Genomic DNA, 15,395 nt, shown 5'->3' with positions numbered 1-15,395 from the left:
CGCCGTTTTCCGCTGCCTCCATGCCCGTCCCCAAGTTCTCCCTGACCCGCCCCTCCCTGGCCACGCTGCGCCAGCAGCCCTGGGCCCGCCGTGCCGCCATCGCCCTGGCCACGCTGCTGGCGCTGTGGCTGCTGACCTGGCTGGCCGTGCCACCGCTGCTCAAGGGGCCGCTGCAGCGCATGGCCAGTGAACAGCTGGGCCGGGCCGTGACGGTGGGTGCCATCGACTTTGCGCCCTGGTCGCTGGAACTCACGCTGCGCGACATCGCCGTGGCCGGCGCCGGGGACAGCGCCCCACCGCAGCTCACCATCGCCCGCGTGCATGTGGACGGTGAACTGCAGTCCCTGCTGCGCCTGGCGCCCGTGGTGGACGAATTCACCGTGGAGTCGCCCGTGCTGCACATCGCCCACCTGGGCGAGGGCCGCTACGACGTGGACGACATCATCGCCAAAGTCACGGCCCCGCCGGCCGAGCCCCAGCCCGACACCGGCCCCGCGCGCCTGGCCCTGTACAACCTGGCGCTCACCGGCGGCAGCATCGACTACGACGACCTCAGCGTGGGCAAGCAGCACCAGCTGCGCGACCTGGCGCTCAAGGTGCCCTTCATCAGCACCCTGCCCTCGCAGCGCGAGGTGAAGGTGGAGCCCCACCTGGCCTTCACGCTCAACGGCAGCCGCTTCGACTCGTCCGCCCAGGGCACGCCGTTTGCCCAGACCGGCAAGACCGATGCCGCCGTGCGCTGGGAAGCCGTGGACCTGGCCCCCTACCTGGCCTACCTGCCCGCCAGCCTGCCCGTGAAGGTGCAGGGTGCCATGCTGGACGTGGACCTGAAGATCGCCTTCGAGCAGGCGCCCAAGATGGCCGTCAAGCTCACGGGCAGTGTGCAGGCCAGCCAGGTGCGCGTGGCCGACCGCCAGGGCCAGGACCTGCTGGCCTACGAGCGCCTGAAGATCGACATGGCCGATGTGCGCCCGCTCGACCAGGTGGTGCGCCTGTCGCAGGTGGAACTCACGGCCCCCGTGCTCCACGCCTCGCGCGATGCGGCCGGGCAGATCAACCTGGCGCAGCTCGCGGCCCCGGCCGCACCCGCCGCCGCACCCACCGCGGCTGCCAGTGCAGCCTCCCGCCCGGCGTCGGCCAGCACCGGCAAGGCTGCCACGGCCAAACCCTGGACCGTGGAGGTCGCCCACACCCTGGTGCGCGGCGGCACGCTGCGCTGGGCCGACCAGTCCACCCGCCCCACCGCTGCACTGGAGGCCCGCGAGTTCACGCTGGACGCCAAGGACCTGGCCCTGCCCTGGGCCCACCCCGTCACCTTTGAGGGCGGCCTCAAGCTGCAGGATGGCAGCCTCGCGTTCAAGGGCGAGGCCACGGACCAGCAGGCCCAGGTGCAGGCCAACCTGACCGCGCTGGCGCTGCCCTTGGCCGCACCCTACCTCGCCCAGGTGCTGGAGCCCAGCGTGGCCGGTCAGCTCACGGGCGACATCGGCGTGCAATGGGCTGCGGCCGATGCCCCGGCAGCCACCGGTGTCACGCTGACCGCCGGGCCGCTGGCGCTGGAACAACTCGCCCTGCGCCAGGGCAAGGCGCAACTGGCCAGCCTGGGCAGGCTGGAGATCAAGGGCCTGCAACTGCCCCTGGACCAACGCACCGCCACGCTGGAGAGCCTGGCGATCACGCAGCCCAGGATCACGGTGGACCGCGATGCGGACGGCCGCTGGATGGTCGAGCGCTGGATGAAGCCAGCCCCCGCCGGAGACACGGCGGCCGCTGCGGCGGCAGACGCGCCCTGGGTGCTGCGCGTGGCCGATTTCAGCCTGCAGGGCGGCGCGGTGTCCCTGGCCGACAAGGCCCAGGCCCGGCCTGTGGCGCTGGAGCTGTCGTCCCTGGGCATCACGGCGAAAAACCTGGCCACCGACGGCAGCAAGCCCGAGGCCCTGCAGCTGTCGGCCCAGGTGGCGGCAGGCGGCAAGGGCAATGCCGCGGGCAAGCTCGACTACCAGGGCACGCTGGCGCTGCAGCCGCTGGCCACACAGGGCAAGCTCAACGCCACACGCCTGCCGCTGCACGCGCTCGACGGCTACCTGGCCAGCCAGCTGTCCGTCGAGCTGCTGCGCGCGGACGTGGGTTTCCGCGGCGACCTGGCTTTTGCACAGGGAGACAAAGGCCCCAGCCTGCGCCTGGCGGGCGATGCCGTGGTCGAGGACCTCCAGGCCAACAGCACCTCGGCCTCCACCCCCAAGACCGAGGCCCAGGTGGGTGAGGAACTGCTGGCCTGGAAGAGCCTGAACCTGCGCGGCCTGGCCCTGGCCACCGCCCCCGGCACGGCACCGCGCATCGAAGTCAAGGAGACCAGCCTGGCCGACTTCTTCGCACGCATCACCATCAACGAGGCCGGCCGCATCAACCTGGGCGACATTGCCAAAACCCCGGCCGAGGCCCAGGCGGCCAATGCCGCCAGCGCCGCGAAGTCCGTGCCTCCGGCACCGGTGCCCGCGGCTTCGGCGGCATCCGCTGCCGTGGCCACAGCGCCGGCCGACCCGCTGGCCCCGGTGGTGCAGTTCGGCCCGGTGAGCCTGGTCAATGGCAAGGTGCTGTTCTCGGACTTCTTCATCAAGCCCAACTACTCGGCCGACCTGTCGGAGCTCACGGGCAGGCTCAGCGCCTTCTCCACCACCGCGCCCGGGAGCGAACCGGTGCTGGCCGATCTGGAACTGCGCGGCAAGGCCGAGGGCACGGCCTCGCTGGAGATCACGGGCAAGCTCAACCCGCTGGCCAAGCCGCTGGCGCTCGACATCGCGGGCAAGGTGCGCGACCTGGAGCTGCCGCCCCTGTCGCCCTATGCCGTCAAGTACGCCGGCCATGGCATCGAGCGCGGCAAGCTCAGCGTGGACGTGGCCTACAAGGTGCTGCCCAGCGGCCAGCTCACGGCCAGCAACCGGCTGGTGCTCAACCAGCTGAGCTTCGGCGAGCCCGTGGCCGGCGCCCCCAACAGCCTGCCGGTGAAGCTGGCCGTGGCCCTGCTGGCCGACCGCCAGGGCGTGATCGACCTGGACCTGCCGCTGAGCGGCTCGCTCAACGACCCCGAGTTCCGCGTCGGCCCGGTGATCTGGAAGATCGTCGTCAACCTGATCGGCAAGGCCCTGACCGCGCCCTTCAGCCTGCTGGCCAACGCCCTGGGCGGCGGCGACGAGCTGAGCACCGTGGCCTTCACCCCCGGCAGCGCCACCCTCACGCCCGAGGCGCAGCAGAACCTGGCCAAGGTGGTCAAGGCGCTCACCGACCGGCCCAACCTGCGCCTGACGGTGACTGGCCAGGCCAGCCTGCAGGCCGAGCGCGAAGGCCTGCAGCGCGAACACCTCCAGCAGCTGGTGCTGGCCGAAAAGCGCCGCGCCAGCCCGGCCGACAGCGCCCCCGTGCAGGCCGCCGAGTACCCTGCCCTGCTCAAGGAGGTCTACCGCCGCGCCGACATCCCCAAGCCGCGCAACCTGGTGGGCCTGGCGCGCGAACTCACGGTGCCTGAGATGGAGGCCCTGCTGCTGGCCAACCAGCCCGCCACCGAGGCCATGGCGCAGGAGCTGGCCGCCCAGCGGGGCCAGGCGGTGCGCAGCTACCTGATCGCGCAGAAGCTGCCCGTGGAGCGCCTGTTCCTGGCCGCGCCGCGGGCGGGAAACCAGCCCGAGAAATGGACGCCCCAGGCACAGATGAGCCTGGCGACACAATAAGGGGCCACGCCATCGCGCCGGAACCAATCCCCGGTTTCGGCGCTCACACCCTGCAACATGCTCCACCGCTCGCCGTCCCTGCTCACAAAAGCTATCTTTTTCATAGCAATCCTGCTGGCCGGTGCGGGCAGTTGGGCCCAGTTGCCGACCAAGGGCAGCGGCGGTGCCGCGAGCGCCGTGGTCACCACCCCCCATGTGCGCGCCGAACTGGTCGCCCATGCGCCGCAGGGGATTGAGCCCGGCCAGCCGCTGTGGCTGGGCCTGCAGATCACCCACCAGCCCGAGTGGCACACCTACTGGAAGAACCCCGGCGATTCGGGCCTGCCGATCGAGATGGCCTGGACCCTGCCCGCGGGCCTGGACGCGGGCGAGATCGCCTGGCCGCTGCCGAAAAAGATCCCCATCGGCACCCTGGCCAATTACGGCTACGAGGGCACGGTGCTGCTGCCCGTGCCCGTCACCGTGGCCAGCAGCTTTGCGCCCAAGGTGTTGTCGGGCGATGCCACGGTGCGCCTGCATGCCACCTGGCTGGTCTGCCGCAAGGAGTGCATCCCCGAAGAAGGCGACTTCACCCTCACCATTCCCGCGCGCAGCACCACGGCCATGCACGGCGCGGCCTTCGACGCGGCCCTGGCCGCCCAGCCGAAATCCGTGGAGGCCCAGGGCAGCCAAGCCCGCATCGAAGGCAACACCCTGCAGTTGAGCGTGCAGGGCCTGCCCGAGGCGCTGCGCGGCAAGACGCTGGAGTTGTTCCCCGAAACGCCCGAGGTCATCGAGAACGCCGCCGCCTGGACCCAGGCCTGGAAGGGCGCCGTGTGGACCGCCGAGGTGCCCCTGTCGGCCCAGCGCAGCAACAGCCCCGACCCCATGCCCGTGGTGCTGGCCGCCGAGGGCCAGGGCTACCGGACCGCGCTCAAGGTGCTGGGCGCCTGGCCCACGGTGGCCGCCGCGGCCACGGTGTCGCCCGCGCTGGAGGCGGCGCTCAAGGCCAATGCGGCCGCCGCGCCTCCGCCTGCCACGACCACCTCGGCACCCGCCGCCACGCTGGTGGCCGCTTTGCTCGGCGCCCTCCTGGGTGGCCTCATCCTGAACCTCATGCCCTGCGTGTTCCCGGTGCTGGCCATCAAGGTCGTGGGCTTTGCCCAGCATGCGCAGGACCGGCGCGCCCACCGGCTGAGCGGTCTGGCCTATACGGCGGGTGTGGTGCTGTCCTTCATCGCGCTGGGCGGGCTGATGCTGGGCCTGCGCGCTGCGGGCGAGGCCATCGGCTGGGGCTTTCAACTGCAGTCGCCAGCCGTGGTGGCGGGTCTGGCGGCGCTGTTCACGCTGATCGCGCTGAACCTGGCGGGGGTGTTCGAGTTCGGGCATGTCCTGCCCTCGTCGGTGGCCAGCCTGCAGGCGCGCCACCCGGTGGCCGATTCCTTCCTCACGGGCGTGCTCGCCGTGGCCGTGGCAGCGCCCTGCACCGCCCCGTTCATGGGTGCCTCGCTGGGCCTCACGGCCACGCTGCCCGGGCCGCAGGCGCTGGCCGTGTTCGCGGCGCTGGGCCTGGGCCTGGCCCTGCCCTACCTGGCCGCCGCCTTCGTACCCGCGGTGGCGCGCGCCCTGCCGCGCCCTGGCGCGTGGATGGACACACTGCGCAGGTTCATGGCCTTCCCCATGCTGGCCACCGTGGTCTGGCTGGTCTGGGTGCTGGGCCAGCAAAGCGGCATCGACGGCGCGGGTGCGCTGCTGATCCTGCTGGTGGCGCTGGGCATGGTGGCCTGGGCACTGTCGCTCGCGGGCACGGCGCGCCGCTTCATGGCGCCGGTGTCCGTGCTGGCGTTGGCGCTGCTGGCCTGGACCTTTGCGCCCCACATCACCAACGTGGCTGCAGCCCCCGCAGCCCCACCAGCGGCTGGCAGCACCGCCCAGTGGCAGGCCTGGACCCCAGGCGCGGCCGAGCAGCTGGTGGCCAGCGGCCGCCCGGTGTTCGTGGATTTCACCGCGGCCTGGTGCGTGACCTGCCAGTACAACAAGAAGACCACGCTGGCCGACGCCGATGTGCAGGCCGGCTTCGCGGCCAAGAACGTGGCCCTGCTGCGCGCCGACTGGACGCGCCGCGACCCGGCCATCACCGCCGCACTGGCCCAGCTGGGCCGCAGCGGTGTGCCGGTGTATGTGCTGCATGCACCCGGCAAGGCGCCCGTGGTGTTCTCCGAGATCCTCAGCGAAGGCGAACTGCGCGCCGCGGTGGCGGCCCTGTGATGCTGCGCTAAAACCAGCCGGCCTACAGGGCTTCCTTGTGGAGTCCGCCGCCCGCTTGCCGGATACTGGCCGCTTCGTCCCTCATCTGGAGATGCCGTCCATGTTGCTGCTTCGACGTACCCTCTTCGCCCTGCCCCTGCTGCTGGCCGCCGCGGGCGCCCAGGCCGCCGCCACCGTGGGCCAGCCGGCCCCCGAGATCACCCTGAAGGACACCACGGGCAAGACCGTGCGCCTGTCGGACTTCAAGGGCAAGCACGTGGTGCTCGAATGGACCAACCCCGGCTGCCCCTTCGTGCGCAAGCACTACGACAGCGGCAACATGCCCGCCACCCAGAAGGATGCGGCCGGCAAGGACGTGGTCTGGCTCGCGGTCAACTCCACCGAGAAAGCCAGCGGCGACTACCTGGAGCCCGCCAAGCTGAGCAGTTGGCTCAAGGAACGCCAGTCCGTACCCACCGCCATCCTCATGGACGAGGAAGGCACGGCCGGCCGCGCCTACGGCGCCCGCACCACGCCGCACATGTACATCGTGAACCCACAGGGCCAGTTGATCTATGCGGGCGGCATCGACAGCATCGCCTCGGCCAAGATCGATGACATCCCGCGCGCCACCAACTATGTGAAGACTGGCTTGGCCGAAGCGCTGGCGGGCAAGCCGCTGACGGCCGCCACCACCCGCCCTTACGGCTGCTCCATCAAGTACAAAGACCCGGCATAGAGAGCATCCCCCTGAGTCGCTTCGCGCCTTCCCCCTTCTCTCGAACTACTGCGTAGTTCGGGAAGGGGGACACCGCCAGCGCGGCGGGGCGGCCCTTGCGCGGCGGTCCTGGCATTGGCCCGCAGCGTTTCACCCATGGTGGAAGATGGTGAAGCACTGGCATGGACCACCGGCTGGCCGTCTCCTACACTGGTGGCATGAGCACCATCAGCGAACTGCGCCACATCCTCGGAACCTGCCGCACCATTGCGGTCGTGGGCCTGTCGCCGCAATGGCACAGGCCCAGTTTTTTTGCGGCCAAGTACATGCAGGCCCATGGCTACCGCATCGTGCCGGTGAACCCCATGGCCAGCGAGATCCTGGGCGAGCGCAGCTACCCCAGTGTCACGGCCGCTGCGGCCGACCACCGCATCGACATGGTGGACTGCTTTCGCAAGAGCGAGGACATTCCGCCCCTGGCCGAGGAGGCCATTGCCATTGGCGCGAAGTGCCTGTGGCTGCAGCTCGGCGTCGTCAACGAAGAGGCCGCAGCACGTGCGCGCGCGGCGGGCCTGGCGGTGGTGATGGACCGCTGCGTGAAGATCGAGCATGCGCGCCTGTTCGGCGGGCTCAATTGGGCGGGCGTGAACACGCGCGTGATCTCGGCCAAGCGCCCGCAGCAGCTCCCGTACTGAACCACAAGAACACCAGCGAGACATCCGCCCATGGAAAAGGACAGAGACTACGGCTTCGGCACGCGCGCCATCCACGCGGGCGCGGTTCCCGACCCCGTGACCGGCGCACGCGCCACGCCCATCCACCAGACGACGAGTTTTGTCTTCGACAGCGCCGAGCACGCCAGCAGCCTGTTCAACCTGCAGACCTTTGGCAACGTCTACAGCCGCATCAGCAACCCCACGGTGGCCGTGTTCGAAGAGCGCATCGCCAGCCTGGAGGGTGGCCGCGCGGCCCTGGCCTGCGCCAGCGGCATGGCCGCGCAGATGGCGGCGCTGCTCGCCATCCTCAAGGCGGGCGACCACATCGTGGCGGCCAGCACGCTGTACGGCGGCACGGTGGGCCAGCTCGGCGTGGGCTTTGCGCGCCTGGGCATCGAGACCACGTTCGTGGACCCGGCCGACCCGGAGAACTTTGCGCGCGCCGTGCGCCCCACCACCCGGGCCTTCTACGGCGAAACCATCGGCAACCCGCTGGTCAATGTGCTCGACATCGCGGCCGTGGCCGACGTGGCGCACGCCCATGGCGTGCCCCTGGTGATCGACAACACGGTGGCCAGCCCCTACCTGTGCAACCCGCTGGCCTTCGGGGCCGACATCGTGGTGCACAGCGCCACCAAGTACATCGGCGGTCACGGAACGACCATGGGCGGCGTGGTGGTCGAGGGCGGCAGGTTCCCCTGGGACAACGGCAAGTTCCCCGAGATGGTGGAGCCCAGCCGCGCCTACCACGGCGTGAAGTTCTACGAGACCTTTGGCGACTTCGGCTACACCATGAAGGCGCGCATGGAGATCAACCGCACCTTCGGCGGAGTGCTCTCACCCATGAACGCCTGGCAGCTGCTGCAGGGCGCCGAAACCCTGCACCTGCGCATGCGCGAGCACTGCCGCAACACGCTGGCGGTGGCGAAGTTTCTGCAGCAGCACTCCAAGGTGCGCTGGGTCAACTACCCGGGCCTGGCCGATTCACCGTACTACGCGCTGGCGCAAAAGCAGTTCCGCACAGTGGACGGCACGCCCGGCGCCTCGGGCATCCTGACCTTTGGCATCGAGGGCGGGGCCGCAGCGGGCGAGAAGTTCATCGACGCCTGCGAGTTCCTGAGCCACCTGGCCAACATCGGCGACGCCAAGACGCTGGTGATCCACCCGGCATCGACCACCCACCGGCAGCTCAACGACGAGGAACTGGCCCGCGCCGGCGTGAGCGCCGACATGGTGCGCCTGTCGGTGGGCATCGAGGACCTGGACGACATCCTCTGGGACATTGACCAGGCGCTGTCCAAGACCTAGGAGCCCGTCTGCGCAGCAGCGCCCAGCCGCTGCGACAGGCTGCGCGCGGTCTCGCGCAGGTGGCCCGCCGCGGCGCTGTCTGGCCCGGTGCGCAGTGTGGCGCTGGGGCCGATTACGGCCAGGCACAGCACCAGTTGGCCGAAACCATCGAAAACCGGCGTGGCCAGGGCGCTGATGCCGGGCAGCAACTGGTCCGTGACCTCGGCCACCTGGTGGGTGCGCACGGCGTCCAGCTCCGCGGCAAAGGCCGGGTCGTCGAGTGCCCCGGCATGGCCATCGGCCACCAGGGCGGCCGCCGTGCGCTCGCGCGGGCCGAAGGCCGCGAACACCTTGCCCGTGGCCGTGTGCCGCACCGATGCGGTCGTGCCGTGGCGCATGGCCACGTAGACGGCCGTCGGACCTTCTTCCACCCGGATGATGGTGGGCCCGTTGTCGCCCCAGACCGAGGCCGACACGGTGTAGCCGATGCGCTGGGCGAGGCCTGGCAGCTCGGCAATCGCCAGCCGCACGGGGTCGACCTGCTGCAGGCTGATGAGCCCCAGTTGCATGGCCAGGGGGCCCAGTCCATAGTGGCCGCTCACGGCGTCCTGTTCGATCAGGCCAAGCTTGCCGAAGCTCACCAAGTAGGGGTGCGCCTTGGCGGGCGTCATGTCGGCGGCACGCGCCAGGTCCTTGAGCGCCATGCGACGGCCGGTGCGCGCCAGCACCTTGAGCAGTTGGCCGCCCACCTCCACGCTCTGGATGCCGCGCGGCGCGCGCGGGCTGTCTTCGTCGTCGGCGGGAGAAAGGTCACGGGAGAGGTCGTCCATGCTGCCATTGTCCACCGGGCACACGGCCCTCTGGATCACCCTGGGGTTTCCACTTAAACAAATGAATTAGACATTGACGAATTTATTGCCTATGATCAAAGCATTCTGTTTAGATGAATGCATTTCACTAAACCAAATCAACCGGACCCACACCATGACCACCAAGACCTTTGCCTCTGCCGCCGACCTGGAAGTCAAGAAGGTGAGCTTCGACAAGCTCTCCGACCATGCCTACGCCTACACGGCCGAGGGCGACCCCAACACCGGCATCATCATTGGCGACGACGCCGTGATGGTCATCGACACCCAGGCCACGCCCGTGATGGCGCAGGATGTGATCCGCCGCATCCGCGAAGTGACGGACAAGCCCATCAAGTACGTGCTGCTCTCGCACTACCACGCAGTGCGCGTGCTGGGCGCCAGCGCCTACGGGGCCGAGCACATCATCGCCAGCGAGGACACGCGCGACCTGATCGTCGAGCGCGGCCAGTTCGACAAGGACAGCGAGATCGGCCGCTTTCCGCGCCTGTTCCAGAACGTGGAGAGCGTGCCCGATGGCCTGACCTGGCCGACCATGACCTTCAACAAGAAGATGACCCTGTGGCTGGGCACGCTGGAAGTGCAGATCCTGCAGCTGGGCCGCGGCCACACCAAGGGCGATACCGTGGCCTGGTTGCCGGCAGAGAAGATCCTGTTCTCGGGCGACCTGGTGGAGTTCGATGCCACGCCGTACGCGGGCGATGCCTACTTCCAGGACTGGCCGCAGACCTTGGACAACATCGCGGCCCTGAAGCCCGAGAAGCTGGTGCCCGGCCGCGGTGCGGCGCTGCAGACGCCCGAGCAGGTGCAGGCCGGCCTGGCGGGCACGCGCGCCTTCATCAGCGACCTGTATGCCAGCGTCAAGGACAGCGCCGCCAAGGGCGAGGACCTGCGCAAGGTCTACGAGGCCACCTTCGCCAAGCTGCAGCCCAAGTACGGCCACTGGGTGATCTTCAACCACTGCATGCCCTTCGACGTGACGCGGGCCTATGACGAGGCCACGCAGTACCCCGATCCACGCATCTGGACCGCCGAGCGCGACGTGCAGATGTGGAAAGCCCTGGAAGGCTGAGAACCTGCGCGGAGTAGACAAGAGCATGACAGCCACAACAACCGCCCCACCTGCTTTCGATGGCACTGGTGCCCAGGTCCAGGCCATCGAATTCGCGTACCAGCGCTCCCCCGACCAGGATGCACCCCAGCCCGCGCAGCACCCCGTGGTGGTGGTGGGCGCAGGCCCCGTGGGCCTGTCGCTGGCCATCGATCTGGCCCAGCGCGGCCAGCGCGTGGTGGTGCTGGACAACGACTGCAAGCTCTCCACCGGCTCGCGCGCCATCTGCTTTGCCAAGCGCACGCTGGAGATCTGGGACCGCCTGGGCGTGGGCCAGCGCATGGTGGACAAGGGCGTGTCGTGGAACGTGGGCAAGGTGTTCTTCCACGACGCGCCGCTGTACGAATTCAACCTGCTGCCCGAAGAAGGCCACGAGCGCCCGGCCTTCATCAACCTGCAGCAGTACTACGCCGAGGCCTACCTTGTGGAGCGGGCGCTGCAGTTGCCGAACATCGAGCTGCGCTGGCACAACAAGGTGACCGGCGTTGCACCGCACGATGCTGGCGCACTGCTCAGCATCACGACCCCCGAGGGCGACTACCGCATCGATGCGCAGTGGGTGGCTGCCTGCGATGGCTCGCGCTCACCCATGCGCCAGATGATGGGCCTGGAAAGCAAGGGCCGCATCTTCCAGGACCGCTTTCTGATCGCCGACGTGAAGATGGCCGGCAGCGCGGACTTCCCGACCGAGCGCTGGTTCTGGTTCGACCCACCCTTCCACCCCAACCAGAGCGTGCTGCTGCACCGCCAGCCCGACAATGTCTGGCGCATCGACTTCCAGCTGGGCTGGAACGCCGACCCCGAGGAAGAGAAGAAGCCCGAGAACATCCTGCCGCGCGTGCGTGCGCTGCTGGGGCCCGATGCGCAGTTCGAGCTGGAATGGGCCAGCGTCTACACCTTTGCCTGCCTGCGCATGGACCGCTTCGTGCACGGCCGCGTGGTCTTCGCGGGCGACAGCGCGCATGGCGTCTCGCCCTTTGGCGCGCGCGGCGCCAACAGCGGCGTGCAGGACGCCGAAAACCTGGCCTGGAAGCTTGACTGGGTGCTGCGCGACCGCGCCGGGCAGGAACTGCTGGCCACGTACGGGCCCGAACGCGAATACGCGGCGGACGAGAACATCGCCAATTCCACGCGCGCTACCGACTTCATCACGCCCAAGAGCGAGATCAGCCGCCTGTTCCGCGACGCGGCGCTGGAACTGGCGCGCGAGCACCCGTTTGCGCGCCGCATCGTCAACAGCGGGCGCCTGTCGGTGCCGGCCACGCTGCACGGCTCGTCGCTCAACACCCCGGATACGGACAGCTTTGCCGGCATCCAGGTGCCGGGTGCCGTGCTGCTCGACGCGCCAGTGCAGCACGGTGGCCGCAGCGGCTGGCTGCTGCGCACGCTGGGGCCCGACTTCACGCTGCTCGTCTTCGGCAAGGCACCGGCCTGGGCCAGCGCCCTGCCCCAGGTGACACTGCTGCAGGTGGGTACCGATGTGCTGGACACCCAGGGCCTGCTGGCAAAGCGCCTGGACGCCCAGCCGGGTACAGCCTACCTCGTGCGGCCCGACCAGCATGTGTGTGCGCGCTGGCGCACGCTGGACGAAGCCGCCGTGCACGCCGCGCTGGCGACCGCAACGGCCAGCCGCCAGCCCGCAGCCGCCTCTGCCGACCTCGCAACCGCCTGACGAAGGAGTCCATGAGCATGCTCGATACCCAGCCCCACCTGCAGGCCTGCGACGATTTCTACGAAGCCCTGATCGCCAGCCACCACGGTCTGACCCCGCCCGAGAGCCACGCGATGAACGCCCGCCTCATCCTGCTGCTGGCCAACCACATCGGCGACCAGGCCACGCTGCTGCAGGCACTGCAGTGTGCACGCGGCACCCAGGTGCCTGCCGGCACTGCGGGCATCGCGCCCGTGACGCCGGTCGCCCCGGTACACGCCGCGGCCTGACACGCCCCCCCCAATCTCACCCCCCAATCTCACCCCCCAAGCGCCACCGCGCAAGCCCCGCACAGACGGGGCCTGCGGCAGCGCCGTGCCCGAAACATCCATCCATCCCTTGACCACCGGAGACAACACCATGCTGCGCAAACACTTCCTCGCCACCCTCGCGGGCCTGGCACTCACGCCCTTCGCCCTGAGCGCCCATGCGCAGGACAACAGCAAGCCCCTGGAGTGGGTGGTCGGCTACGCAGCCGGCGGCGGCTCGGACATCGTGGCGCGCACCATCGCCGAATCCATGGGCACCAGCCTGGGCCGCCCCATCGTCATCAACAACAAGCCCGGCGCGGGCACCAACATCGCGGCCGACTATGCAGCGCGCAACAAGGACTTCGGCAACCTGGTCTTCTCGGCCGACTTCGCTACGCTGGCGGCCAACCCCTTCTTGTTCAGCAAGCTCAGCTACAGCGCCGAGAAGGACTTCCAGCCCGTGGGGCTGCTGGTGCGCTTTCCGATGTTCCTCGTGGTCTCGAACAATGTGCCGGCCAAGAACCTCAAGGAATTCACGGCCTGGGCCAAGGGCCAGGCCAATGGGGTGAACTGGGCGTCGGCAGGCCCTGGCAGCCCGCACCACCTGGTGGGCGAGCTGTTCCGTGAGCAGAGTGGGCTGTCGCTCACCCATGTACCCTACCGCGGCGCGGCGCCGGCCATCCAGGACGTGATCGGCGGCCAGGTACCTGCGATGTGGATCGACAGCGCCACGGTCTACCCCTTCCTCGCAACGAACAAGGTGCGCGCCATCGGCGTGGCCAGCCCGCAGCGCGTGGCCACCATGCCCGACGTAGCCACCCTGCAGGAGCAGGGCCTGCAGGGATTCGAGGGCTATGCCTGGCAGGGGCTGGTGGCCCCCACGGGCACCTCGCCCGAGGCCGTGGCCCAGTTCAGCAAGGCGCTGCAGACGGCCCTGGCCGATACCCGCACGCGCGCACGGCTGCAGGCGCTGGGCGTGGAACCCCTGCCCGGCACGCCAGCGCAGATGGGCAGCTATGCGCGCGCCGAACGCGAGAAGTGGGGCCGCGTGATCACCAAGGTGGGCGTCAAGCTGGATTGAGCCACAAGGCTCGCAGCTTGCCGTGCGTGATGCGGGTGCTGTTATCCCTAGAATGCCTTCCAATCCCCGGAGGTTTTATGGCATACACAGGCTTTATCCCAGTTGTCGTTACCAATGACAGTGTTGCTGCTGACATTCCTACGATGCAGCAAATGCCCGATGCTGGCTATGCGAGCTACCTTGACGGCGGTCTCTTTTTCGTCGATCACCACGACGTTCTTAGATCATGTTTCGGTGACTACCCTATAGCCGCAACTCCACGCCAAGTCGACTTGCTTATTGAGTATCTCCAAGAAATTAAAGGTCGCATGGAACCTGGGCAGCCCTGAGTTCGTTAAGCGATGGAGGCAATCATGAATGAAGCTACCACTCCGACCCAATCCAAAGGAGACTACGCTCATGCGCTTGCGAAGGCTAGTCTCTCCGCCATTCCGCTGATAGGCGGCCCAGCGGTTGAGCTTTTCCAAGCGACTATCCAACCACCTCTTGAGAAGCGAAGAATTGAATGGATGCGTGCCGTCGGTGAGCGCCTTGCAGAACTACAAGCGTCTCAGCAGATTGATCTTGACCGGCTTTCTAAAAGCGATGAATTTGTAACTGCCGTGATGCACGCCTCGCAGCTAGCCCTGAAGACTCACCAGAAAGCCAAACTTGAGGCATTGAAGAACGCTGTCATCAACATCGCAAAGGGCCAGACCCCTGAAGATGCCGTGTTGCACATATATCTTCATCTAATCGACGATCTGGCTGAGTTGCAGATTCAGATACTGGCAGTCTTTCAAGCGCCCACATCACCTCCTGGAATGTCGATGGGCGGTCTGAATCATGTTCTGGAACATTGCATTCCCTCCTGTAGAGGCAAGAACGATCTGTATCGCCAACTATGGCGGGACTTGTACAACCGCGGCCTAATTAACGTCGCAGACTTGGGCGGGACAATTTCCCAAAGTGGACTTTCATCCAAGCGGACAACCGATTTGGCCGATCAGTTCCTCCGCTTCATAGAAGGGTAATACGCGCCTGCATACCCTAGGGAATGCAGCCCCTGCCCAACATCCGCCCCATATGGTCTGCTACGCGCGCGCCGAGCACGAGAGGTGGGGCGGAGTGATTTCGATTGAACCGCCAGCCTCACGGCGTGCCGCGCAGGGCCCGGGCACGCTGCAAGCGGCGCCCGCGTTGCAGCACGGGGGCCAGCCACAGGGCCTGCACGATGGCATAGCCCAGTGCCGCCAGCACCAGGCCCAGCACCGGCAGGCCGACCAGCAGCGGCGTGCCCAGGGCCTGCATCCACTCGGCCAGGGCCTGCACGCTGAAGGCACCGGCCGGGCCATCGGCATTGAAGGGCGGCAGCGATTGCTCGCCCGGCAGCACCGCTGAACCCATCTGGAAGGCCAGCACGTAGAGCGGCACCGTGGTCAGGGGGTTGGTATAGAAGGTGGTGACCGCGCCGGCGACCACATTGCCGCGCAGCCAGGCGCAGGCGCCGACGGTGCCCACCAGCTGCAGCGGGCCGGGAATCAGCCCGCAGAACAGGCCCGCCGCCACGCCGCGTGCCAGTGGCTCGCGCTGGAAGCGGAACAGCGCATGCCGCTCCATCCAGGGCAAGGCACCGGCCAGGGCAGTGCGGCCCAGCAGCGCACGCACGCTGGGCTCCAGGTGGCGCAGCTTGCGGCGCAAGGCGTTCAGCATCGGCACCC

At 68.4% G+C, this 15,395-nt stretch carries 12 protein-coding genes; 10 read left to right on the top strand and 2 right to left on the bottom strand.

Annotated elements, in window-relative coordinates; translation table 11 throughout:
* Positions 1–20 precede the first annotated feature (20 nt).
* The 5 genes from HNP48_RS20525 (at position 21) to HNP48_RS20505 (ending at position 8,693) form a co-directional block, all read left to right on the top strand.
* Entirely contained in the window at positions 21–3,725 is a 3,705-nt protein-coding gene (locus HNP48_RS20525) for a DUF748 domain-containing protein (RefSeq protein ID WP_184860486.1), read from the top strand.
* Between the two features lie 57 nt (positions 3,726–3,782).
* On the top strand, positions 3,783–5,972 hold the full coding sequence (locus HNP48_RS20520) for a protein-disulfide reductase DsbD (RefSeq protein WP_221480280.1): 2,190 nt from the start codon (positions 3,783–3,785) through the stop codon (positions 5,970–5,972).
* 100 nt (positions 5,973–6,072) lie between these two features.
* Positions 6,073–6,690 carry a thioredoxin family protein gene (locus HNP48_RS20515; protein ID WP_184860484.1) on the top strand — a complete coding sequence of 206 codons (618 nt, stop codon included), beginning with the start codon at positions 6,073–6,075 and terminating at the stop codon, positions 6,688–6,690.
* A 197-nt stretch (positions 6,691–6,887) separates the two neighbouring features.
* Positions 6,888–7,364, top strand: coding sequence for a CoA-binding protein (locus HNP48_RS20510; protein WP_184860482.1), 477 nt, complete (start codon positions 6,888–6,890; stop codon positions 7,362–7,364).
* A gap of 30 nt (positions 7,365–7,394) precedes the next feature.
* Positions 7,395–8,693, top strand: coding sequence for an O-acetylhomoserine aminocarboxypropyltransferase/cysteine synthase family protein (locus HNP48_RS20505; RefSeq protein ID WP_184860479.1), 1,299 nt, complete (start codon positions 7,395–7,397; stop codon positions 8,691–8,693).
* Here the strand turns inward: HNP48_RS20505 and HNP48_RS20500 are convergent.
* A complete protein-coding gene (locus tag HNP48_RS20500; protein ID WP_184860477.1) occupies positions 8,690–9,502 on the bottom strand; it encodes an IclR family transcriptional regulator in 813 nt (270 codons plus the stop codon). The two genes, HNP48_RS20505 and HNP48_RS20500, sit on opposite strands and share 4 nt — an antisense overlap.
* A 154-nt stretch (positions 9,503–9,656) precedes the next feature.
* Between HNP48_RS20500 and HNP48_RS20495 the strand changes: the two genes are divergently transcribed.
* The 5 genes from HNP48_RS20495 (at position 9,657) to HNP48_RS20475 (ending at position 14,708) form a co-directional block, all read left to right on the top strand.
* The gene (locus HNP48_RS20495) at positions 9,657–10,613 is read left to right on the top strand and encodes an MBL fold metallo-hydrolase (RefSeq protein ID WP_184860475.1); all 957 of its coding nucleotides are present in this window, start codon (positions 9,657–9,659) and stop codon (positions 10,611–10,613) included.
* Between the two features lie 25 nt (positions 10,614–10,638).
* Complete coding sequence (locus HNP48_RS20490; RefSeq protein ID WP_184860473.1) at positions 10,639–12,324, top strand: FAD-dependent oxidoreductase; 1,686 nt, start codon at positions 10,639–10,641, stop codon at positions 12,322–12,324.
* 17 nt (positions 12,325–12,341) lie between these two features.
* Positions 12,342–12,593 (top strand): DUF2783 domain-containing protein, encoded by a 252-nt coding sequence (locus tag HNP48_RS20485; protein WP_184860639.1) that lies wholly within the window; start codon positions 12,342–12,344, stop codon positions 12,591–12,593.
* A gap of 130 nt (positions 12,594–12,723) precedes the next feature.
* On the top strand, positions 12,724–13,695 hold the full coding sequence (locus tag HNP48_RS20480) for a tripartite tricarboxylate transporter substrate binding protein (RefSeq protein WP_184860471.1): 972 nt from the start codon (positions 12,724–12,726) through the stop codon (positions 13,693–13,695).
* 353 nt (positions 13,696–14,048) lie between these two features.
* Positions 14,049–14,708 carry a hypothetical protein gene (locus HNP48_RS20475; RefSeq protein WP_184860469.1) on the top strand — a complete coding sequence of 220 codons (660 nt, stop codon included), beginning with the start codon at positions 14,049–14,051 and terminating at the stop codon, positions 14,706–14,708.
* 118 nt (positions 14,709–14,826) lie between these two features.
* Here HNP48_RS20475 and HNP48_RS20470 read toward each other — a convergent pair whose 3' ends face one another.
* Entirely contained in the window at positions 14,827–15,387 is a 561-nt protein-coding gene (locus HNP48_RS20470) for a DUF2062 domain-containing protein (protein ID WP_184860467.1), read from the bottom strand.
* Positions 15,388–15,395: the final 8 nt, after the last annotated feature.

Origin of the sequence: Acidovorax soli, assembly GCF_014207955.1 — a bacterium.
GTDB lineage: Bacteria > Pseudomonadota > Gammaproteobacteria > Burkholderiales > Burkholderiaceae_C > Acidovorax > Acidovorax soli_A.
Note: the sequence above shows the minus strand (reverse complement) of the source record. Positions and strands in the feature narration are given on the sequence as shown.

What these genes read in the sequence shown, in the direction of transcription:
- HNP48_RS20470 (WP_184860467.1), bottom strand. Translation starts at nt 15,387, where the DNA reads ATGCTGAACGCCTTGCGCCGCAAGCTGCGCCACCTGGAGCCCAGCGTG.
- HNP48_RS20515 (WP_184860484.1), top strand. Translation starts at nt 6,073, where the DNA reads ATGTTGCTGCTTCGACGTACCCTCTTCGCCCTGCCCCTGCTGCTGGCC.
- HNP48_RS20485 (WP_184860639.1), top strand. Translation starts at nt 12,342, where the DNA reads ATGCTCGATACCCAGCCCCACCTGCAGGCCTGCGACGATTTCTACGAA.
- HNP48_RS20505 (WP_184860479.1), top strand. Translation starts at nt 7,395, where the DNA reads ATGGAAAAGGACAGAGACTACGGCTTCGGCACGCGCGCCATCCACGCG.
- HNP48_RS20495 (WP_184860475.1), top strand. Translation starts at nt 9,657, where the DNA reads ATGACCACCAAGACCTTTGCCTCTGCCGCCGACCTGGAAGTCAAGAAG.
- HNP48_RS20510 (WP_184860482.1), top strand. Translation starts at nt 6,888, where the DNA reads ATGAGCACCATCAGCGAACTGCGCCACATCCTCGGAACCTGCCGCACC.
- HNP48_RS20490 (WP_184860473.1), top strand. Translation starts at nt 10,639, where the DNA reads ATGACAGCCACAACAACCGCCCCACCTGCTTTCGATGGCACTGGTGCC.
- HNP48_RS20500 (WP_184860477.1), bottom strand. Translation starts at nt 9,502, where the DNA reads ATGGACGACCTCTCCCGTGACCTTTCTCCCGCCGACGACGAAGACAGC.
- HNP48_RS20520 (WP_221480280.1), top strand. Translation starts at nt 3,783, where the DNA reads ATGCTCCACCGCTCGCCGTCCCTGCTCACAAAAGCTATCTTTTTCATA.
- HNP48_RS20525 (WP_184860486.1), top strand. Translation starts at nt 21, where the DNA reads ATGCCCGTCCCCAAGTTCTCCCTGACCCGCCCCTCCCTGGCCACGCTG.
- HNP48_RS20480 (WP_184860471.1), top strand. Translation starts at nt 12,724, where the DNA reads ATGCTGCGCAAACACTTCCTCGCCACCCTCGCGGGCCTGGCACTCACG.
- HNP48_RS20475 (WP_184860469.1), top strand. Translation starts at nt 14,049, where the DNA reads ATGAATGAAGCTACCACTCCGACCCAATCCAAAGGAGACTACGCTCAT.